The sequence below is a fragment of the Paracraurococcus ruber genome, from assembly GCF_004353985.1.
Lineage (GTDB): Bacteria > Pseudomonadota > Alphaproteobacteria > Acetobacterales > Acetobacteraceae > Paracraurococcus > Paracraurococcus ruber.
Genome location: NZ_SMOA01000013.1, coordinates 36,687 through 56,841, shown reverse-complemented (window position 1 = coordinate 56,841; position 20,155 = coordinate 36,687). Strand labels below are relative to the sequence as shown.

Here is a 20,155-nt window from a genome sequence, read left to right as displayed (position 1 = left end):
GCGCCGCCACCTCGCTGGCGGGCACCGGCGCCCGCGCCGCGCGCTGCCGCGCCAGCACCCGCGCCATCGGGGCCTCCCCCAGCCGCAGCCGGCCCAGCGCCGCCGCCGTCGCTTCGGGACCGAGGGAGGTGCAGACGGCCGGGATCACGCCCAGCCCCTGGATCGGCCAGCCGCGCGGCGCCAGCACGCGCGACCAGGTGACCAGCAGGTCGCCGCCATTCGGCAGCGGCACCACCGCCTGGATCAGCCCCTTGCCGGTGGTGGCGCTGCCCACAACCACGCCGCGGCCGCGATCGGCCAGCGCCGCCGCGACGATCTCGGCCGCCGAGGCGGTGCGGCCATCCACCAGCACCACCAGCGGCAGGTTGCGCGCCAGGTCCGGCCCGGCCGAGACGTAGGTGCGCGCCGCATCCGGATGGCGGCCGCTGGTCAGCGCCACCACGCCGTCCGGCAGGAAGGCGCCGGCGACCGCCACGGCCTGGCCCAGCAGGCCACCGCGGTTGCCGCGCAGGTCCAGCACCACGCCGCGCGGGCCGCCGGGGCGCAGCCCCTCCGCCAGCGCCTCGGCCAGCCGCAGGTCGGTGGCGGCGGAGAAGCCGTCCAGCCGCAGCCAGAGGATCTCGTCCCGCGCCTGCGCCTGCACCGTCTCCGGCGCCACCAGGCTGCGCAGCAGCAGCAGGTTGAAGCGCCGCCGCCCGCGCTCCACCCGCAGGCTCACCTCGGTGCCGGCCGGGCCTTCCAGCAGCGCCGCGGCGGCGGAAAGGTCGCGCGCCGAGACCGCCTCGCCATCCACCTCCAGCACCCGGTCGCCGACGCGGAGCCCGCCCGCCGCCGCGGGCGAGTCCGGCGCGACCACCGCCACCCGCACCTCCGCGCCGCGCCCGGCCGCCAGCCGCAGGCCCAGCCCGCTCTGCCCGACGCGCCGGGCGCGGGCGGCCTGCGCCTCCTCCGGCGTCAGGTAGCGGCTGTAGGGGTCGAGGTGGTTGAACAGCTCCTCGAAGGCGCTGCGCAGCATCCGTTCTGGCCCCGCCCGGCGGATGGCGGGGGAGGCGCGCCAGGCCGCGTCGAACATGCCGGACAGCGCCACCGCCAGCGGCGCCGCCGCCAGGTCCGGCGGGCCGGAGGCGGGCAGCGCCGGCATCGGTCGGGCCGAGAGCAGCCGGTCGGGCGCCGAGAGGAGCAGCGTGCCGCTCTGCAATTCGGTGCGGAAGCCGGGCTCGATCACCTCCAGGCCGCGCATGCTCCAGAGGCCGAGCTCGGCCGGCGTGGCGCGCTCGATATGCCGCTCCAGCACCGCGCCCATGGCGGTCGCCAGCACCGCCTGCACCTGCTCGCGCGGGAACAGCGCCTCCTGCGCCTGCGCCATGGCGGGGACCAGCAGCAGGAGCAGCAGCAGGATCAGCCGCGCCGGGCGCCGCCCTTCGCGGGCCGGCGCGGCGGCACCCCCTGCATCAGGTGGAAGACCAGGCCGCCGGTGCGGGGCGTCGCCTCGACCAGCCGCGCCTCCACCGCCTGGCCCAGGGTGAAGGTGAGCCCGGTCCGCTGGCCCGACAGCATCCGCCCGTGCCGGGCTTGCCTGGCCTGGTCCTCGGTCCATCGATCGTCCGGCAGAGACGCGATGGGGACGATTCCGCTCGCGCCATTCGCCTCCAGGGTGACGAACAGGCCGAAGCGTGTCACGCCACTAATGCGCGCCTCGAACACCTCTCCCACGTGCTGCGACATGAATGCCGCAAGGTAGCGCTCGACCGCATCGCGCTCGGCGGCAGCGGCGCGCCGCTCGGTCTGCGTCACATGCTCGCCGGTGTCGGGCAGGCGCGCCGCTTCCGCTTCCGCCAGCCCGTCGCCGCCCAGCCCGAGGCCGCGGATCAGGGCGCGGTGCACCAGCAGGTCGGCATAGCGCCGGATCGGGCTGGTGAAATGCGCGTAGCGCGACAGGCCGAGGCCGAAATGGCCGATGTTGTCCGGCGCATATTCCGCCTGGGACTGCGCCCGCAGCACCGTCTCGTGGACCAGCCGCTCCTCCGGCTGGCCCCGCACGCGGTCCAGCACCCGGGCGAAGTCGCGCGGATGCAGGCGGTCGGAGGCCGGCAGGTCGATCCCGAAGCTTTCCAGGAATTGCCGCAGCCCTTCCAGCTTGCGGTCGGCCGGGCGGTCATGGATGCGGTAGAGGCAGGGCTGCCGCAGCCGTTCCAGCTCCTCCGCCGCCGCGACATTGGCCGCGACCATGAACTCCTCGATCAGCCGGTGGCTGGCAAGGCGGGCGCGCGGCTCGACCCCCAGCACCCGCCCCTGGTCGTCGAGACGCACCCGCCGTTCCGGCAATTCGAGGTCGAGCGTGCCGCGGCGGTCCCGCGCCGCCTGCAGCGCGGCATAGGCGCCGTACAGGGGACGGAGGGTGCCGGTCGGGTCCTCGCCCGCCGCCCGCGCGGCCTGCACCTGCTCATAGGTCAGCCGCGCGGCGCTGCGCATGATCCCGCGGCCGAAGCGATGCGCGGTCTTGGCGCCGCCGGCATCGAAGCGCAGCTCGGCGAAGAGGCAGCCGCGCGGCTCGCCCGGCTTCAGGCTGCACCAGCCATTGGACAGCGCCTCCGGCAGCATCGGCACGACGCGGTCGGGGAAATAGACGCTGTTGCCGCGCGCCCAGGCTTCCCGGTCGAGCGCGCTGCCGGGCGTGACGTAGTGGGCGACATCGGCGATGGCGACGATCACGCGCCAGCCGGTCCCGTCGGGTTCCGCCCAGACCGCATCGTCGAAGTCGCGGGCATCCTCGCCGTCGATGGTGACCAGCGGGATGTCGCGCAGATCCTCCCTTCCCTCGGCGCCGACCCCGCGGGCGCGCTCCGCCTCCCGCACCGCCTCGGCCGGGAAGAGCTCCGGGATGCCATGGGCATGGATGCAGATGAGGGAGACCGACCGCGCCTCCCCCATGCGGCCGAGCCGCTCGACGATGCGGGCGGGGCGGAGGCCGAGCGGCCGGCCCGGCAGCGGCTCGGCCAGGACGATCTCGCCCGGCTCGGCGCCGCCATGCTCGCCCGGCGGCACCGCCCAGTCGGAGCGGTGGCGGCGATCGGTCGGCGTGATCCGGCCCTCCTCGTAGACGCCGAGGATGCGCGCCGGGCTGGCGCCGCCGATGCGCTTGACGGTGCTGCCCTGGTACTTGCCGGCGCCGATCGGCTTGAGGCGGGCCAGCACCTTCTCCCCAGGGGCCAGGGCGGGCTGCCCGGCACGCTCGGGCGCCATGAAGATGACCGGCATCGGCCCCTGCCGCTCGGGCTTCCAGCCGAGCGGGCGGGCGATGGGGTCGCCATCCGGGTCGGTGCCGGTCACCTCGATGACCGCCATCTCCGGCAGCCTGCCGGGGGCCGCGACGCCGCGACGCCCGGCAGGCTGGGCGTCGCCCTCGGCCAGCAGGTCCTTCAGCAGGGCGCGCAGCGCCGGGCGCTGGTCGGGGCCGAGGCCGAAATGCCGGCTGATCCCGGTCTTGCCCACCCGGCCGGGGCTGGCCTGCAGGAAGCGCCGCAACTCGTCCTTCGAGGGCAGCGGCGCCTCGCCCTCCGCCGGCCGGGGGCGGCCAGGGGGGAGATCAGGGGGGAGATCAGGCGGCAGTCCGGGGCCGCCGGGCGGGCGGCGGGCCATCTCAGGCCTTCTTCTTCGGGGCGGCCTTCCGCGCGGCGGGTGTCTTCGCCGCGGCCGGCTTGCGCGCGGCGGCTCCCGCCGTCTTGCGGGCCGGGGCCTTGGCCGGCGCGGCGGTCCCCGCCGCCTTGCGGGCCGGCGCCTTGCGCGGCGCCGGCGCATCCCCCGCCTCGGCGCGCTTCGGCGCCGCCTTCGCCTTGCCCTTGGCGCCCGGCTTGCCCTTCGGCACCAGCTCCTTGCCCTTCTCGGCGAGCAACGCGACAGTCTCGTCCAGCGTCGCATCCTCCATGGCGAGGTTGCGGGGCAGGTTGGCCACCGTCTTGCCGTGCTGGGCATAGGGGCCGAAGCGGCCCTTGCGGATCTCGACCGGGGCGCCGTCCTTCGGATGCAGCCCGACGAAGCGCACCTTGGCCCGCGCCTTGGCCAGCAGCTCCATCGCCCGGTTCATGCCGAGGGAGAGGACGTCATCCCCCGGCTCCAGCGACTGGAAGATGCTGCCGACCTTGATGTAGGGGCCGAAGCGGCCGAGCCCGGCCTGGATCTCCTCGCCGCTCTCGGGGTCGCGGCCGATCATGCGCGGCAGCGACAGCAGGCGCAGCGCCCGGTCCAGGTCCAGCGTGTCGGGGTCCATGTCCTTGGTCAGGCTGGCCCGGCGCGGCTTGGTCGGCTTGCCCTTGTCGTCGGTGCCGCCCTCGCCGAGCTGGACATAGACGCCATAGGGCCCACGGCGGACCGTCACCTCCTCGCCGCTGGCGGGGTCGCGGCCGAGCGAGCGGGGGCCGTCCGTGAGGCCGGTGGCGCCCTCGCCCTCAGCGCCCGGGGCGATCAGCGGCCGGGTGTAGCGGCATTCCGGGTAGTTGGAGCAGCCGATGAAGGCGCCGGTGCGGCCGAGCCGCAGGCCGAGCCGCCCGCCCGAGCAGGCCGGGCAGACGCGCGGGTCCACGCCGTCGCCGCGGTCGGGGAAGAAATGCGGCGCCAGGTCGTCGTCCAGCGCGTCGATGACGTCGCTGATCTTCAGGTCCTTGGTGGCGTCGACCGCCCGCTTGAACTCGTCCCAGAAGGCATGCATCACCGCCCGCCAGTCGGCCCGGCCGCCGGAGATGTCGTCGAGCTGCTCCTCCAGGCCGGCGGTGAAGCCGGTGTCCACGTAGCGCTCGAAGAAATGCACCAGGAAGGTGGTGACGAGGCGGCCGCGATCCTCCGGGATGAAGCGGCGCTTCTCCAGCTTCACATAGTCCCGGTCCTGCAGGGTCTGCAGGATCGAGGCATAGGTCGAGGGCCGGCCGATCCCCAGCTCCTCCAGCTTCTTGACCAGCGTCGCCTCGGAATAGCGCGGCGGCGGCTGGGTGAAGTGCTGGCTGGCGGTGACCTCGCCGCGCCTCAGCGGGTCCTTCTCCCGCATCGGCGGCAGGGTGCGGCTGTCCTCGTCCTCGCCGGCCGTGACGCCGGTGATGCCGGCGCGGGCATCGGCGGCGCGGTCGTCCTCATCCTCCCGGTACAGCTTCAGGAAGCCGTCGAAGGCGATGACCGAGCCGGTGGCGCGCAGGACCACCTTGCGCGCCGCATCGGCGATCTCGACCGTGGTCTGGTCCAGCTCGGCCGACTGCATCTGCGACGCGACGGCGCGCTTCCAGATCAGCTCGTAGAGGCGGCGCTGCCGGTCATCGAGGTAGCGCGCGACCTTGTCCGGCGTGTTGCGCACATCGGTCGGGCGGATCGCCTCATGCGCTTCCTGCGCGTTCTTGGCCTTGGAGGTGTATTCGCGCGGCGCGCCGGGCAGGTAGTCGGCGCCGAATTCCCCCTTCACATGGTCGCGGATGGCGGTGATGGCTTCCCGCGCCATCTGCACGCCGTCGGTCCGCATATAGGTGATCAGGCCGACCGTCTCGCCCGAGATGTCGACGCCTTCGTAGAGCTGCTGCGCCGTCCGCATGGCCTGCTGCGCGCCCATGCCCAGCTTGCGGCTGGCCTCCATCTGCAGGGTGGAGGTGGTGAAGGGCGGCGGCGGGTTGCGCCGGACGCGGCGCTTCTCGACCGACAGGACGCTGAAGGTCCCGGCCTCCACCGCGGCGCGGGCCCGCAGGGCGCTGGCCTCGTCCGGCAGGTCGAACTGGTCGAGCTTCTTCCCATCCAAATGGGTGAGGCGGGCGGTGAAGGGCGCGCCGGCCGGCGTGGTGAACTTGGCCTCGACCGTCCAGTATTCCCGGGCGCGGAAGGCCTCGATCTCGGCCTCGCGCTCGCAGATCAGCCGCAGCGCGACCGACTGCACCCGCCCGGCCGAGCGGCTGCCCGGCAGCTTGCGCCACAGCACGGGGGAGAGGTTGAAGCCGACCAGATAGTCCAGCGCCCGCCGCGCCAGGTAGGCATCGATCAGCGGCGCGTCGAGGTCGCGCGGATGGGCGATGGCGTGCTGGATCGCGCGCTTGGTGATCTCGTTGAAGGTGATGCGCTGGACCTGCACGCCCTTCAGCGCGCCCTTGCGGCCCAGCATGTCCTTCACATGCCAGGAGATCGCCTCGCCCTCCCGGTCCGGGTCGGTGGCGAGGTAGAGGCGCCGGGCGCCCTTCAGCGCGCGGGCGATCTCGTTCACCTGCCGCTCGCCACGGTCCTCGGACTCCCAGTCCATGGCGAAATCCTCCTCCGGCCGGACGGAGCCGTCCTTCGGGGGCAGGTCGCGGACATGGCCGAAGCTCGCCAGCACCGTGAAGTCCCGGCCGAGATACTTGTTGATGGTCTTGGCCTTGGCGGGGCTCTCGACGACGACGACGTCCGGCATGGACTCCAACACATCCTGTGGCCGCCCCCGGGCGGAGGGGGAGGCGGGCGGCGAGCGGGCGGGCCGAGGGGTCCCGGTCTAGCGTCCGGTGAGCGCCACCCGGTTGCCCGGCAGCAACTCCACCCGTCCGGCCAGTTCGAGATCAAGCAGGATCGCCTGGATCGCGGAGGGCGAGAGGTGGCAGCGCCGCATCACCTCGTCAACCGGCATCGGACCCGCACCAATCAGATCAAGCACTTCCGTGCTGTCGCCCGGGCCATGCAGGGGGGCAGGGGCCGGCGCGGCGAAGAGATCCTCGGCCGGATCCTCCGCCTCCCAGGCCGGCGGCGGCTCGAACAACCGGGTCGGGCGGGGGGCCTCGGGCAGGTGGTCCAGCACGTCATCGGCCGATTCGGTCAGGTGGGCGCCCTGGCGGATCAGGTCGTTCGAGCCGCGGCAGCGGGGGTCAAGCGGGCTGCCCGGCACGGCGAACAGCTCCCGCCCCGCCTCCAGCGCCAGCCGGGCGGTGATCAGGCTGCCGGAGCGCGGCGCCGCCTCCACCACCACCACGCCGAAGGAGAGGGCGGCGACGATCCGGTTCCGCCGCGGGAAATGCCGGGCCAGGGGGGCGACGCCCCAGGGCGCCTCGGCCAGCACCGCGCCGCCCTCATCGGCGATGCGGGCCTGCAGCCGGGCGTGCTCGGGTGGGTAGGGCTGGTCGAGGCCGCCGGCGACGCAGGCGATGGTGCGGCCGCGCCGCAGCGCGCCGAGATGCGCCGCCGCGTCGATCCCACGCGCGAGGCCGGAGACCACGGCGATGCCGGCGGCCGCCAGCCCCTCGGCCAGGTCCTCGGCCATCCGCCGGCCGGCGGCGGAGGCGTTGCGGGCGCCGACCAGTGCGACGGCGCGGGGCAGCAGCGCCTGCGGGTCGCCCTGCAGCGCGAGGACCGGCGGCGCGTCTTCCTGCATCGCCAGCAGGGGCGGGTAGGGCGGCAGCCCGGCGAAGAGCAGCCGGGCGCCGGCGCGCTGCAGCGCCTCCATCTCCCGCCGGGCCGCATCCTCGGGCGCCAGCAGCAGCCGGGCGCCGCGGCGGGCGGCGTGGGCCGGCAGGGCGGCCAGGGCGGCGCCGGCGCTGCCATGCCGGTCCAGCAGGCGGCGGAAGGTCAGCGGCCCGATGCCGTCGGTGCGGGCGAGGCGGAGGCGGGCCAGCGCCTCGGCGGGGCTGGGATCGGCGGGACTGTGATCGGCGACGGGGGGCGTCGAATCGGGCATGGCGGCCGCGGACCAGGGGGCGGCCAGGATAGCGGCCGGCCGGACCGTTCCGCCAGCGTCGCATGCCGGCGCGTGGCGCGCCGCGTGTGGCGGGCGGCCTGCGGCGGGCGGCCAGTGGCGGGCGCCCTTGGCCGCGGCGCCGGCCGCGCGGGGGTCAGGCCTTGCGGCCGATCCGCGGCTCGGTGCCGGCCAGCAGGCGTTCGATGTTCGGCCGGTGGCGCCAGACCACCAGGGCGGCGATGCCGGCGGCGAAGACCGCGAGGTCGGTCCGGCCGGCGAGGAGCGCGATGACCGGCGCCGCCACGCAGGCGGCGATGGCGGCGGCCGAGGAGATGCGGGTGACGACCGCGGTCGCCAGCCAGGCCAGCGCGGCCCCCAGCCCCAGCCACCAGGCGGCCGCCAGCAGCACGCCGCCGCCGGTCGCCACGCCCTTGCCGCCCTTGAAGCCCAGCCAGGCGGGGAAGGCATGGCCGAGCATGGCGCCGAAGCCGGCGACCAGCCCGGCCGTCTCGCCCCACAGCGCGCCGGCCGCCAGCAGCGCCGCGACGCCCTTCAGCAGGTCGAGCAGCAGCGTCGCCGCCGCCAGCGCCTTGCTGCCTGTGCGCAGCACATTGGTCGCGCCGATATTGCCCGACCCGATCTGCCGGATGTCGCCCAGGCCGGCCGCCCGGGTCAGCACCAGGCCGAAGGGGATGGATCCCAGCGCATAGCCAAGCGCGAGCGCGAGCAGCAGGATCATCCGAACACCCTCCGGCCGGCCTTCCAGGTGCCGACCACGCGGCCTTCCAGGGCCCTTCCGTCGAAGGGCGAGTTCTGCGCCTTGCCGGGCAACTGCCCGTCCTTCACCTGCCAGCCGCGCTCGAGGTCGAGCAGCAGCAGGTCGGCCGGCGCGCCCTTGGCCAGCCGCCCGGCCGGCAGGCCGAGCAGCCGGGCCGGCCGCGCCGTCAGCAGGTCCAGCGCCTGCAGCAGCGGCAGGTCGCCGCCATGCACCCGCGCCAGGGTCACGCCGAGCAGCGTGGCGAGGCCGGCGCCCCCGGCCTCCGCCTGGGCGAAGGGCAGCCGCTTGTCGTCGGCATCCCGCGGCTGGTGGTCGGAAGCGATGGCGTCGATCGTGCCGTCCTGCAGCGCCGCCACCACCGCCAGCCGGTCGGCCTCCGGCCGCAGCGGCGGGGAGAGCTTGGCATAGGTGCGCCAGTCGCCGATCGCCGTCTCGTTCAGGTCGAAATAGGGCGGCGCGGTGTCGCAGGTGACACGAAAGCCCCCGGGCAGCGCCTCGGCCTTCGCGGCGCGGATCAGGTCCAGCGCCGCGGCCGTGCTGACATGCGCGAAATGCACATGCCCGCCGGTGATGCGGGCGAGCGCGATGTCGCGCTGGACCATGATGGCCTCGGCCGCCGGCGGGATGCCGGGCAGGCCCAGCCGCGTCGCCAGCTCGCCCTCCGTCGCGGCGCCGCCGGCGGCGAGGCTGGGTTCCTCCGGGTGCTGCACGATGAAGCTGCCGAAGCCGCGGGCATAGGACAGGGCGAGGCGCATGGTCCGCGCCGAGGCGATGGCGCGGCGGCCATCGGTGAAGGCGACGGCCCCGGCCTCCTTCAGCAGCCCGTACTCCGCCAGCTCCTTGCCGCCGCAGGCCTTGGTCGCTGCGCCGTAGGGCAGCAGGGTCAGCGACCCGGTCGCCTCGCCGCGGCGGAGGACGAACTGCACCAGCGCCGGGTCGTCCAGCGCCGGATCGGTGTCCGGCAGGACGCAGAGCGTGGTGATGCCGCCGGCCGCCGCGGCCTGGGCGACGCTGGCGATGGTCTCGCGGTGCTCATGCCCCGGCTCGCCGATATCGGCGCGCAGGTCGACGAGGCCGGGGAGGAGGCAGAGGCCGGCGCAGTCCACCACCCCGGCGCTGTCCGGGCGGCCGAGTCCCGCCCCATGGTCCAGGATGACGCCGTCGCGGACGAGCAGGTCGCCGATGCCGTCGAGACCGGTGGCGGGGTCGAGGAGGCGTGCGCCGGCGTACAGCGTGTCAGGCATGGGACAGGGTTTACGCATTCGCCGCGGGGCTGGCTACCGGCGCGACGTTGACGGGCCGCGCGGATCGCCGCATCGTTCCGTATTCGTTGTGAAAAGCCAGACGACCATGGATCGCATCCTGACCGGTCTCAACGTCATGCTCGGGCTCATGCCCGGGCTGCGCGCCACGGCCGACAATTCGCTGCAGGTGGTCGCCTTCTGGCTGCTGCTGCTGGTCGTGCCGCTGTTCTCCCTGCTGGCGGTGGTCGGCGTGCGGACGCTGGTGGCCAACCGGCAGAAGGCGCTGGATGCCTGCTACCCGGACCTGGCGGGCAGCACCTACCGGCGCCTGTTCGACGGGTCGCGGGTGAAGGCGCGGCCCTTCGACTATGTCGCGCCGCTGCTGTTCCTCTTCGCGCTCAACTTCTTCCTGGTGGTGATCCTGGTGGCGGATGCCCCGACGCCGGAAGGGCTGGTGGACGCCAAGCACTACCTGATGCTCTGCGGCCCGCGCTGCATCCTGCCGGCCCAGGGCGAGGGCGTGACCCCGGCCGATGTCCTGGCCTTCCGGCAATACCAGACCGGGACGCTGGTGGTGGTGGGGTTCGCCTTCCTGGGCTGGATCTGCTGGGCGCTGGTGACCATCTTCGACCGCTCGACGTCCCTGCAGATCCTGCCGAGCACCTTCCGCAAGATCACCATCCGCCTCGCGCTCGCGGTGCTGGTCGCGGTCACGCTGCGGCACGGGCTGCCGGATGTCTCGGTCGCCCTCATCGGCTTCGGCGTGGGCATGTTCCCGCAGCGCGGGATCGCCTGGCTGGAAGGCGCCTTCAACCGGCTGATCCAGGCCGAGCAGCGGTCCGAGGCCTTCGCCCTGGAACTCGTGCAGGGCATCTCGCGCGGCGTCACCTTCCGGCTGCAGGAGGTCGGCATCGACGACGCGGTGGACCTCGCGCATGCCAACCCCTTTCTGCTCTACGACTCCTCCGGCTACCAGATGAGCGAGATCGTCGACTGGATCGCCCAGGCGCAATTGCTGGTGCTGGCGCAGTCCGAGGCATTCCAGGCGCTGCAGCGCGACGGCATCCGCACGGTCTTCGACGTCATGCGGCGGCTGGCCGGCCCGTCCCCCGGGCCGCTGCCGGGGACGCCGGCCGCAGGGTTGACCAGGGACCTGATTCCCGGCCGGCCGGAATACGAGCGGCTGGCGGAGGTGTACCGGGCGATCGGCGGCACGCTGCCCTGATCAGGCGTTGCGGCGCAGGTCCCGCGCCAGCACGTCCAGCACCGCCATCCGGCAGGCGACGCCCATCTCCACCTGCTCGCCGATAACGCTGCGCTCCGGGTCGTCGGCGATGGCGCTGTCGATCTCGATGCCGCGGTTCATCGGGCCGGGATGCATGACGATGGCGTCCGGCTTCGCATGCGCCAGCTTCTCCCGGTCCAGCCCGTAGAAGCGGAAGAACTCACGCGAGGAGGGGACCAGCCCGCCGGTCATCCGTTCCTTCTGCAGCCGCAGCATCATCACCACGTCGGCGCCCTGCAGGCCGGCGCGCATGTCGTGGAACACCTCGACGCCGAGCCGCGCCGCATCGGCGGGGATCAGGGTGGGCGGGCCGACGATGCGCACCCGGGCATTCATCGCCGTCAGCAGGTGGATGTTGGACCGCGCCACGCGGCTGTGCAGCACGTCGCCGCAGATCGCCACCACCAGGCCTTCGAGCCTTCCCTTGCGGCGGCGGATGGTCAGCGCGTCCAGCAGCGCCTGGGTCGGGTGCTCATGCGTGCCGTCGCCGGCATTGATGACGCTGGCCGAGACCTTCTGCGAGAGCAGCGCCGGCGCCCCGGACTGGGCGTGCCGCACCACCAGCAGGTCGCAATGCATGGCGTTCAGCGTCGTCGCCGTGTCGATCAGCGTCTCGCCCTTGTTCACGCTGCTGGTGGAGACGGACATGTTGATGACATCCGCCCCCAGCCGCTTGCCCGCCAGCTCGAAGGAGGTGCGGGTGCGGGTGCTGTCCTCGAAGAACAGGTTGATCAGGGTGCGGCCCTTCAGCAGGTCGCGCTGGGTCTTCCCGGACCGGTTCAGCAGCGCATAGCTCTCGGCCAGGTCGAGCAGCGCGCCGATATGCGGCGGCTCCAGCCCCTCGATGGCCAGCAGGTGCCCGGCCGGCAGGATACGGTAGGAGAAGGACATCGGGACTCGCGCGCTGCGGCGGCCGGCAGGCTAGCGGCGGCAGCCTGCCCGGCCAAGCGGCAGGGGCCCCGGCCGGCCCCACGGCCTTCGGCGGGGTGGGCCCGGGGGGCGACGGGGGCACCCCATTGGGACGCCCCGCAGGGTCACCCCACAAGGTCACCCCAAAGGGACACCCCACTGGGACACCCCGTGCTGCAGGCCACCCCCGGGACCCCGCAGCGCCTTCCCGGAAGCTCGGCTAGACTGCCCGGGCGCCCGCCAGAGGCGCCCCCGGAGGAACGACGTCATGGCCCTGCACACCAGGCTCTGCGACCTGCTCGGCATCCGCTACCCCATCCTGCTGGCCGGCATGGGCCGCGCCAGCACGCCGGAGCTGGCGGCGGCGGTCTCCAATGCCGGCGGCCTCGGCGTGCTGGGCGCCGCGAGCTGCGGGCCGAACCAGCTCCGCGACTGGATCCGCCGCACCCGTGCCCTCACCGACCGGCCCTTCGGCGTGGACACGCTGCTGCCGGCCTCGGTCCGCCGCGGCGGCGGCAATGCCGGCGGCCCCGCCGCCGAGGAGATGGTCCCGCAGCATCGCCGCTTCGCCGAGGATTTCCTGGCCAGGGAGGGGCTCGCGCCGCTGGAGGCCGCGGCGCTCGACCGCGCGCTGGACCGGCATCCCGCCGACCGCGACGGCCCGGCGCCGCTCAGCCGCGCCTTCTTCGAGGCGCAGATGGAGGTGGTGATCGAGGAGCGGGTGCCGGTCTATGCGGCCGGCCTGGGCAATCCCGCCCCTTGGCTGGACCGGCTGCACGCCAACGGCACGACGGTGATGGCGGTGGTGGGCACCACCCGCCACGCGCGCCAGGTGGTCGAATCGGGCGTCGATGTCATCGTGGCGCAGGGTCATGACGGCGGCGGCCACAACTCGCCGATCGGCACCATGGCGTTGATCCCGCAGGTGGTCGACGCGGTCGGCGGCCGGGTGCCGGTGGTCGGCGCCGGCGGGCTGGGCGACGGCCGCGGCATCGCCGCCGCGCTGCTGCTGGGCGCCGAGGGCGCCTGGATCGGGACCGCCTTCCTGGCGACGGAGGAGGCCGGGATCAGCCCGGCGCAGAAGCAGGCGCTGGTGGAGGGCAATGACGAGGGCACCACCGTCTCCCGCTCCGTCACCGGCAAGCCGGCGCGGATGGTGCGCAACCGCTGGGCGGCCGCCTATGCCGAGGCGGGGATCGAGCCGCTGCCCATGCCGTACCAGGGCATGGTCTCCAGCCAGGTCACGGTGGCGGCGCTGGCGGCCGGCCGCGCCGATGTCTGGGGCGGCTTCGCCGGCCAGGGGCTCGGCCTAGTCCGCGCCGTGCGCCCGGCGGCCGACGTGCTGGCCGACCTGGTCGCCGGGGCGGAGCAGGTGCTCGGCCGCGCCGGCGGCTTCCTGCGCGGCTGAGGGAGGGGAGGGGGGCGGGCCGGTCAGGCCAGCCCCAACTCCTCCGCCAGGATCTGCAGCGCCAGCGGCTTGGAATACATCCGGCACTGGGAGAAGGAGCCGCCGGTGAACCACAGCCCGCGCTGCGGCGTGCGCATCCACATGTTGCGCAGCTCCTGGTTCTCGTCGAAGCCCCAGACCCGGCCGACCCGCGCCGCCACCGCCGGCCCGAACAGCGCCGGCAGCAGGTGGCCATGCCCCTGGTAGCCGGTGGCCAGCACGGCGAGGTCCGCCGGCAGCAGCCGCCCATCCTTCAGCCGCGGGCCGGCGGCCTCGAAGCCCTCGATATCGGCATACTGCACCAGCCCGATCTCGCCGCGGACGATCAGCTCGGAGCAGCCAACATTGAAATAGTAGCCGCCGCCGCGGGTGCGGTACTTCAGCGGCCAGCCCGTCCCGTCCTCGCCGAACTCCAGCCGGAAGCCGGCGCGCTCCAGCCCCGCCAGCAGCTCGGCATCCAGCGCCCGGGCGCGGTCGGTCAGCAGCCGGTGCGCCTGCTTCATCACGGGCAGCGGGAAGGACTGGTTCAGCAGATCGCGGTCGGCCTGGCTGGGGCCGGGGCCGGAATAGATCCCGTCATAGAGCTGCGCGCTGGGCTCGACATTCACCACCAGGGTCGGGCTGCGCTGCACCATGGTGACCTGCGCGCCGTTGCCGTGCAGGTCCTGGGCGATGTCATGCGCGCTGGTGCCGGTGCCGAAGACCAGCACGGGCCGGCCGCGCCAGGCGGCGCCGCTGGCGAAGCCGCTGGAATGCACCACGGCGCCGCCGAAGCGGTCGAGCGTCGGGATCTCCGGTAGTTTCGGCGTGCCGCTGACCGAGGTGGCCATGACGATGTGCCGCGGCCGCACCACGCGCTCCGACCCGTCCGCCAGGCGCAGCCGGGCCGTCCAGCGGCCTGACGCGGCATCCTGCTCCGCGCCCTCGAAGCCGGTGCGGGTCCAGACATCGATCTCCATCGCCTCGGCGTAGAATTCGAGCCAGTCGGCGATCTTGTCCTTCGGGATGTAGTTCGGCCAGGTGCGCGGAAAGGGCAGGTAGGGCAGGTGGTTGCTGGGCAGCGTGTTGTGCAGCTTCAGCCCGTGGTAGCGCCTGCGCCAATTGTCGCCGATGCGCTCGTAGCGGTCGACCACCAGGGCCTCGACGCCCAGCGCCTTCAGCGTGGCGGCGCAGGTCAGCCCGGCATGGCCGCCGCCGACCACCAGCACGGCGGGCTCGCGGTCCGCGTAGCGCGCGGCGGCGCGGCGGCGGTCCAGCCAGTTGGGGCCGTGCCAGTCGCGCTCGAAGGCCGGCTCCTCCCGCCGCAGCCTGACGGACTCCTCGTCATGCCCGGCGATATCGGCCAGGCCGGTCATCAGCGTCCAGGCGGCTGATGCGCCTTCGTCCTGCCCCTGGCGCAGGCGCAGCACGCCATGCCCGGGGCCGACCGCGGTGTCGAAGCGCAGGATGGCCTCGATGCAGGGGGTGCCGGCGCGCTCCACCCGGCGGGGCGGGACGCGGTCCGGGTCCAGGGCGAAGCCCTGCGCGCCGCGGGCCGTGGCGGCGGGCAGCAGCGCCGCGGCCACCGCCCCGGCGCCGCTGACGCTGGCGATCCGCCAGCCCAACCCGACGACGTCGCGCCAATGGCCGTCCGCGGCGAAGCACGCCGCGAGCGCGGCCGCGTCGCCGGCCCCCAGCGCCGCCCCGAACCGGTCGAGCCAGTCCCGGACCACCCGGGCTTCCGGCATTCCGTTGTCCTCGGCCATGCGGCCTTCGCCCCGCTCCCGTCCCATGCAGCGGAGCATGCGGCGGGGCGGAGGGGCCGGCAACCGCCGCCCCGCCACCCCCCCCAACCAGCAATTGCATACAGAGTACGTTCAAAAGCCGGAAAGCTTCACGGCCTAGTGAGCCGCTAGCGCATCCGGGCCCGGCCCGGGCCGGACCGGGACATTCCCGGGCGCCTGACCTCGCTAGGGAGACCGATTCGCCATGCTGACCAATGCGGGAGTCGGAACGGACACCACAGCCCCGCCGGCCCGGGACCTCGCCCCCGTGCGCGAAGCCGCGCCGGCCGGCTTCGGCTGGAACGAGCTGGAGACGGCCAGCCCCGACATCGTGCTCGGCCGGCCGCCGCGCCCGCCCGCCCTGCCGGCGATCGAGGGCGTCTTCTTCAAGGCCGACGCCGCGTGGCAGGAGCTGGGCCTGGCCGACCGCCCGGCCGCCCTGGTGTTGCGCGGCACGGAACCGCCCCCCGTGCGGATGCTGCGCGGCTGCTTCGACCTGTCGGGCCGGCGGCCGGCCGAGGCCATCCTGCTGCCGGGGCCCGAGGCGCTCGAGGAGGCGGCCGAGGCGCGCCTCGCCTCCGCCCATGCGCTCCTGCCGGTGATCGACCTGTCCGGCCGCTGCCCGGAAGCCGATGCCAGCTTCGCCGTCGGCGACCGTGCCAGCTGGGCGGCGGTCGCCGGCACCCTGGCCGGCTTCGCCGAGCGCCGCCGCAGCCTGCCGCCGCGCGTGCTGCAGGCGGCCGACCTGGACACCAGGCTGCTGGCCTGGACCTTCATCGCCGACCGCGCGCTGCAGCCGCGGCACGACCCCGGCAGCCGCGCCTGCGTCCGCTATCCCGGCTGCTTCCCGCAGCTGGAGACGCGGCTGGCCGCCGAACGCCTGGCCGGGCGCGGCCTGCTGCGCCGGCATTTCTTCGACCGGTTCCATGCCTGCGGCGATTGCGGGTCCTTCCGGCTGAACGTGCGCGAGGAATGCGGCAGCTGCCGCTCCCCGCGCCTCGAGTCGGTCGAGCTGATCCACCACTTCCGCTGCGCCCACCAGGCCCCCGCATCCCACTTCGCCCGCGGTACCAAGCTGGTCTGCCCGAAATGCAGCGCCCAGCTGCGGCACTACGGCAGCGACCACACGCGGTCCGGCACGGTGCAGAACTGCCTTGCCTGCGGCATGCTGAGCCCGGAGCCCAGCATCGGCTTCGCCTGCCTGGATTGTGGCGGCCATACCGAAGGGGCCGCCGCGGCGCGGCAGGACATCTTCGGCTATGCGCTGACGGCGGACGGCGAGGCGGCGCTGCGCCAGGGCACCGTGGGGACCGAGGCGGCGGCCGCCGAGCCCGGCCGGCTGCCGGCCGAGATCCGCGCCGCGCTGGCCGGCGCCGGCCCGGGCACCGTCCTGCTGGCGCTGCGCTACGCCGCGCGGGAGAAGCTGCTGCGCCGCCGCGGCCAGCACGGCTTCGACGCCATGCGCCGGCTCTTCCTGGCCAACCTCGCCAGCACGCTGGAGGCGGACAGCCTGCATGTGGCGACGCCGGAGGCTGACTGGCTGCTGCTGCAGGATGCCGCGCCCGGCCTGCTGGCGGCGCTGACGCCGCGGCTGCTGCGCGGCTGCGAGGCGCCGCTGGCGGAGCCGCTGGAGGCTTCGCTGCAGACGCATGACCCGCTGCTGCTGCGGGCCATGGCATGACGGGCGGCTTCGCGGTCGCGCTGGACTACATCGCGTCCCAGTCCACGCTCGGCCTACTGAACCTGTTCTGGTACACCGTCGCGCTGGAGATCCCGCGCTACGGCCTGGCCTTCCTGATGCTGGGCATGCTGGCCGGCTGGCGGGAGAGGCGGGCGCGCCGCCGCGTCCCGCCGCCGCCCACGGTCCTGCCGCGCGTCAGCGTCGTCGTCGTCGGCCACAATGAGGCGGAGGCGCTGGAGCGCTGCCTGCGCAGCCTGCAGGAACAGACCCTAAGGCCGTCCGAGGTGGTGGTGGTCAGCGACGGCTCCACCGACGCCATGGCGGGCGTCGCGGCGCGGATGGTCCGGCTCGGCCTCGCCGACCATGCGCTGGCGACCGACCTGCGCAGCGGCAAGTCGGCCGGGCTGAACCTGGCGCTGCACGCCGCCACCGGCGACCTAGTGGTGAATGTCGATTGCGACTGTTCCTTCGGAGCGGATGCGCTGGAACGCATCCTGGCGCCCTTCGCCGACCCGTTGGTCGGCGCCGTCTCCGGCGACATCGCGCCGCGCAACGGGGGGCACAGCCTCGTCGCCAAGCTGCAGGAGGTCGAATACCTGCTCTCCATCTCCGTCGGCCGGCGGGTCGGGCATGCGCTGAACCAGGTCACCTGCGTCTCGGGCGCCTTCGGCGCCTTCCGGCGGGAGGCGCTGCTGCAGGTGGGCGGCTGCGATGTCGGCGGCGGTGAGGACCTGGACCTCACGCTGCGGGTGCGGGCCGCCGGCTGGCGCGTCGCCTTCGCCCCTGACGCCACCTGCTATACCGATGTCCCGGCGCGGTTCCGCGGCCTGGTGCGGCAGCGCCTGCGGTGGGAGCGCGACGCGATCCGCCTGCGCTTCCGCAAGCACCGCCGCATCCTGTTCGGCGGCGACCCGGCGATGGGCATGGCCGAGGCGGTGCACCAGTGGGACTTCCTGGTGTTCGAGTTCGGCGCGACCGTCGCCTTCCCGCTCTACCTCGCCTGGCTCTTCGCCATGTATGGCGACATGGCGGTGCCGATCCTGCTGGCCATGCAGGCCGGGCTGCTGCTGCTCGACACCGCCATGCTGGCGGCCGCGGCGCTGGCCGTGCCGCGGCGCGTGCCGCTGTCCCTGCTGCTCTACGCGCCGGGCCACGCGGTCTTCTCGGCCTGGGTCATGCGCCCGGTCCGGCTCTTCGCCTTCATCCAGGAATGGTTCCTCTTCGGATCGCGGCGGGACGACTACGTCCCGGCCGAGGTCCGGCGCATCCGAAAGTGGTGATCCGATGCAGCGCATCCGACCGGTGACCAGGATCGATCAATTGCGGGCGGAGCAGCGGCGCTCCCCCGTGCAGTGGGCCAAGGGCGTCTACCTGCTCCTGCTGCTCGGGCTCAGCCTGGCCGGGCTGAACTGGGCGATGGGCGATGCGGTGATGCTGCAGGCCGATGGCCTGGTGGTGACCGACCGCAGCGTCGCCGCCGCCACCTACCCGGCGCGCGTCGCCCGCGTGCTGGTGCGGGAAGGCCAGCGGGTGCAGGCCGGCGAGGTGGTGGCCGAGGTCGAGTCGGCCGAGATGCTGCGCGACATCGCCCAGGTCTCGGCGCAGAACGCCGAGCTGACGACGAAGGAGCTGCAGCTGCGGATCCGCGCCGCCGGCCTGCAGTCCCTGCTGCCGATGGCCGACCGGCATGCCCGGCAGAGCGTGGAGGCGGTGGCGAAGCTCGACGGCATGTCGAGCGAGGGCTGGGTCTCCCTGCAGCGCAAGGGCGAGGCGCTGGGCAGCCAGTACGAGGCGGCGGCGCGCCTGGCCGGGCTGCGGTCGGAGGCGACGGTGCTGACCACGGAGCTGCCGATGGTGATCCGCACGCGGGAGAAGGCGGCGGAGTCGCTGGCGCAGCTGCAGGCCTTCTACGACAACGGCCGCGTCCGCGCCGGCCGCGCCGGCGTGGTCGGCGCCCGGGTGCCGCTGCCCGGCCAGGTGGTGCGGCTGGGCGAGGAGCTGCTGCAGATCCATGCCGACACCCCGGCGATCCTGGCCTACCTGCCCGACATCTACCTGTTCGGGCTGGAGCCGGGGGAGCGCGTGGTCATCACCGGCGGCACCCAGGCGGCGGAAGGGGTGGTGGAGGCGCTGCTGCCCGTCTCCGACGCGCTGCCGCAGGAATTCCAGAGCATGTTCCGCCCGCGCGACCGCAGCCGGCTGGTGCGGGTGCGCATGACCGAGGGCAGTCCCTTCGCCCTGTCGCAGAAGGTGCAGGTGCGCGGCTGCGCCTTCGGCTGGTGCTGGAAGTCGGAACCCTTCGAGGCGATGGTCGCCGATCGCTGGGACCGCGCGCTGACCCGCATCCGTGCCGCCATCGGCGTGCGGCTTCCCTCGGCGGTCGCGGAGGCGCATCCTCCGGTGCTGTGAGACGCATCCACCCAGCACCCGCTCGCGGCCGCGCCGGCATCCGCGGCATGGCGCGCCGCGACGCGCCGTGAGCCCGGCATGAGCGGGCCGTTTCCCGATGCGCTGTCGGACCGGCAGCAGGCGATCCTCGCCCTGGCCCGCGGCGCCGGCCGCGTCGGGGTGGAGGAGTTGGCGGGGCGCTTCGGGGTCAGCCCGCAGACCATCCGCAAGGACCTCAACACCCTCTGCGACCGCCGCCTGCTGGCGCGCCAGCATGGCGGCGCCATCCTGTCCTCCGGCACCGAGAACCTGGCCTATGCCGCCCGCCGCGCGCTGGCGCATGAGGAGAAGAGGCGGATCGCGGCCCGCTGCGCCGCGCTGATCCCCGACGGCTCCTCGCTCTTCATCAATATCGGCACGACCACCGAGGAGGTGGCGCGGGCGCTGGCCAACCACCGCGACCTTCTGGTGGTGACCAACAACATCCATGTCGTCGGCATCCTGCTGCCGGCGGAGGGGGTGGAGGTGGTGGTCGCCGGCGGGCCGGTGCGCCGCGCCGATGGCGGCATCGTGGGGGAGGCGACGGTCGATCTCGTCTCCCAGTTCAAGCTGGACTTCGCCGTCATCGGCGCCTCGGCGCTGGACGAGGATGGCAGCCTGCTGGATTTCGACTACCGAGAGGTGCGGGTGGCGCGCGCCATCCTGGCCAATGCGCGCCAGGCGGTGCTGGTGGCGGATGCCGGGAAATTCGACCGCTCCGCCCCCGTGCGCATCGGCCATGTGGCGCAATTGCAGGCCGTGGTGCTGGACCGGCGGCCGCCGGCCCGCTTCGCCGAGGCCTGCCGGGCGGCCGGGACGCGGCTGCTGCTGGCGGAAGAGACGCCGCCCGAGAGCACCGAAAGTGACATCGGCGCGGCGGCTGCGGGCACTGCGGCCTAGCCTAGGCGCCAGGGCGTGGAGCGCGCCGGTCTCTCCAAGTCCTTGTTTTCCAATAGAA

General features: G+C 74.1%; 14 protein-coding genes. 6 read left to right on the top strand and 8 right to left on the bottom strand.

Annotated elements, in window-relative coordinates; translation table 11 throughout:
• From E2C05_RS05065 to pyrC, 6 genes are all read right to left on the bottom strand, one after another.
• On the bottom strand, positions 1 to 1,366 hold a 1,366-nt coding region (locus E2C05_RS05065), incomplete at its 3' end, for a S41 family peptidase (RefSeq protein ID WP_133218519.1).
• Positions 1,367 to 1,398: 32 nt separating this feature from the next.
• Complete coding sequence (gene rnr / locus E2C05_RS05060; protein ID WP_133218518.1) at positions 1,399 to 3,639, bottom strand: ribonuclease R; 2,241 nt, start codon at positions 3,637 to 3,639, stop codon at positions 1,399 to 1,401.
• A gap of 1 nt (position 3,640) precedes the next feature.
• Positions 3,641 to 6,412, bottom strand: a complete 2,772-nt coding sequence (topA, locus tag E2C05_RS05055; protein WP_133218517.1) for a type I DNA topoisomerase — start codon at positions 6,410 to 6,412, stop codon at positions 3,641 to 3,643.
• A gap of 78 nt (positions 6,413 to 6,490) precedes the next feature.
• Entirely contained in the window at positions 6,491 to 7,663 is a 1,173-nt protein-coding gene (dprA, locus tag E2C05_RS05050) for a DNA-processing protein DprA (protein WP_133218516.1), read from the bottom strand.
• A 154-nt stretch (positions 7,664 to 7,817) separates the two neighbouring features.
• Positions 7,818 to 8,402, bottom strand: a complete 585-nt coding sequence (gene plsY / locus E2C05_RS05045; protein ID WP_133218515.1) for a glycerol-3-phosphate 1-O-acyltransferase PlsY — start codon at positions 8,400 to 8,402, stop codon at positions 7,818 to 7,820.
• On the bottom strand, positions 8,399 to 9,685 hold the full coding sequence (pyrC, locus tag E2C05_RS05040) for a dihydroorotase (RefSeq protein WP_133218514.1): 1,287 nt from the start codon (positions 9,683 to 9,685) through the stop codon (positions 8,399 to 8,401). Before pyrC ends, plsY begins: the two co-directional genes overlap by 4 nt.
• Positions 9,686 to 9,791: 106 nt before the next feature.
• Between pyrC and E2C05_RS05035 the strand changes: the two genes are divergently transcribed.
• Complete coding sequence (locus tag E2C05_RS05035) at positions 9,792 to 10,910, top strand: hypothetical protein (RefSeq protein WP_133218513.1); 1,119 nt, start codon at positions 9,792 to 9,794, stop codon at positions 10,908 to 10,910.
• Here the strand turns inward: E2C05_RS05035 and E2C05_RS05030 are convergent, their stop codons facing one another.
• Positions 10,911 to 11,861: an aspartate carbamoyltransferase catalytic subunit gene (locus E2C05_RS05030; RefSeq protein ID WP_133218512.1), complete on the bottom strand. Its 951-nt coding sequence runs from the start codon at positions 11,859 to 11,861 to the stop codon at positions 10,911 to 10,913.
• 286 nt (positions 11,862 to 12,147) lie between these two features.
• Between E2C05_RS05030 and E2C05_RS05025 the strand changes: the two genes are divergently transcribed.
• Positions 12,148 to 13,287, top strand: a complete 1,140-nt coding sequence (locus E2C05_RS05025; RefSeq protein WP_133218511.1) for an NAD(P)H-dependent flavin oxidoreductase — start codon at positions 12,148 to 12,150, stop codon at positions 13,285 to 13,287.
• Positions 13,288 to 13,310: 23 nt separating this feature from the next.
• On the opposite strand, the gene E2C05_RS35100 is transcribed toward E2C05_RS05025, so the two are convergent.
• Positions 13,311 to 15,071 carry a flavin-containing monooxygenase gene (locus E2C05_RS35100; RefSeq protein ID WP_133218520.1) on the bottom strand — a complete coding sequence of 587 codons (1,761 nt, stop codon included), beginning with the start codon at positions 15,069 to 15,071 and terminating at the stop codon, positions 13,311 to 13,313.
• Positions 15,072 to 15,357: 286 nt separating this feature from the next.
• Between E2C05_RS35100 and E2C05_RS05015 the strand changes: the two genes are divergently transcribed.
• The 4 genes from E2C05_RS05015 to E2C05_RS05000 all read left to right on the top strand — a co-directional run bounded on the left by E2C05_RS05015 (position 15,358) and on the right by E2C05_RS05000 (position 20,097).
• Positions 15,358 to 16,770, top strand: a complete 1,413-nt coding sequence (locus E2C05_RS05015) for a TackOD1 domain-containing metal-binding protein (RefSeq protein WP_133218510.1) — start codon at positions 15,358 to 15,360, stop codon at positions 16,768 to 16,770.
• Complete coding sequence (locus E2C05_RS05010; RefSeq protein ID WP_133218509.1) at positions 16,767 to 18,050, top strand: glycosyltransferase family 2 protein; 1,284 nt, start codon at positions 16,767 to 16,769, stop codon at positions 18,048 to 18,050. Before E2C05_RS05015 ends, E2C05_RS05010 begins: the two co-directional genes overlap by 4 nt.
• Positions 18,051 to 18,072: 22 nt before the next feature.
• Entirely contained in the window at positions 18,073 to 19,179 is a 1,107-nt protein-coding gene (locus E2C05_RS05005; RefSeq protein WP_158291958.1) for an HlyD family secretion protein, read from the top strand.
• A 78-nt stretch (positions 19,180 to 19,257) separates the two neighbouring features.
• Positions 19,258 to 20,097 carry a DeoR/GlpR family DNA-binding transcription regulator gene (locus E2C05_RS05000; RefSeq protein ID WP_133218507.1) on the top strand — a complete coding sequence of 280 codons (840 nt, stop codon included), beginning with the start codon at positions 19,258 to 19,260 and terminating at the stop codon, positions 20,095 to 20,097.
• The last annotated feature ends 58 nt before the right edge of the window (positions 20,098 to 20,155 follow it).

Bases quoted from the DNA above. Each gene is read 5' to 3' on its own strand.
- rnr (WP_133218518.1), bottom strand. From the start codon at position 3,639: ATGGCCCGCCGCCCGCCCGGCGGCCCCGGACTGCCGCCTGATCTCCCC.
- topA (WP_133218517.1), bottom strand. From the start codon at position 6,412: ATGCCGGACGTCGTCGTCGTCGAGAGCCCCGCCAAGGCCAAGACCATC.
- dprA (WP_133218516.1), bottom strand. From the start codon at position 7,663: ATGCCCGATTCGACGCCCCCCGTCGCCGATCACAGTCCCGCCGATCCC.
- plsY (WP_133218515.1), bottom strand. From the start codon at position 8,402: ATGATCCTGCTGCTCGCGCTCGCGCTTGGCTATGCGCTGGGATCCATC.
- pyrC (WP_133218514.1), bottom strand. From the start codon at position 9,685: ATGCCTGACACGCTGTACGCCGGCGCACGCCTCCTCGACCCCGCCACC.
- E2C05_RS05035 (WP_133218513.1), top strand. From the start codon at position 9,792: ATGGATCGCATCCTGACCGGTCTCAACGTCATGCTCGGGCTCATGCCC.
- E2C05_RS05030 (WP_133218512.1), bottom strand. From the start codon at position 11,861: ATGTCCTTCTCCTACCGTATCCTGCCGGCCGGGCACCTGCTGGCCATC.
- E2C05_RS05025 (WP_133218511.1), top strand. From the start codon at position 12,148: ATGGCCCTGCACACCAGGCTCTGCGACCTGCTCGGCATCCGCTACCCC.
- E2C05_RS35100 (WP_133218520.1), bottom strand. From the start codon at position 15,071: ATGGCCGAGGACAACGGAATGCCGGAAGCCCGGGTGGTCCGGGACTGG.
- E2C05_RS05010 (WP_133218509.1), top strand. From the start codon at position 16,767: ATGACGGGCGGCTTCGCGGTCGCGCTGGACTACATCGCGTCCCAGTCC.
- E2C05_RS05000 (WP_133218507.1), top strand. From the start codon at position 19,258: ATGAGCGGGCCGTTTCCCGATGCGCTGTCGGACCGGCAGCAGGCGATC.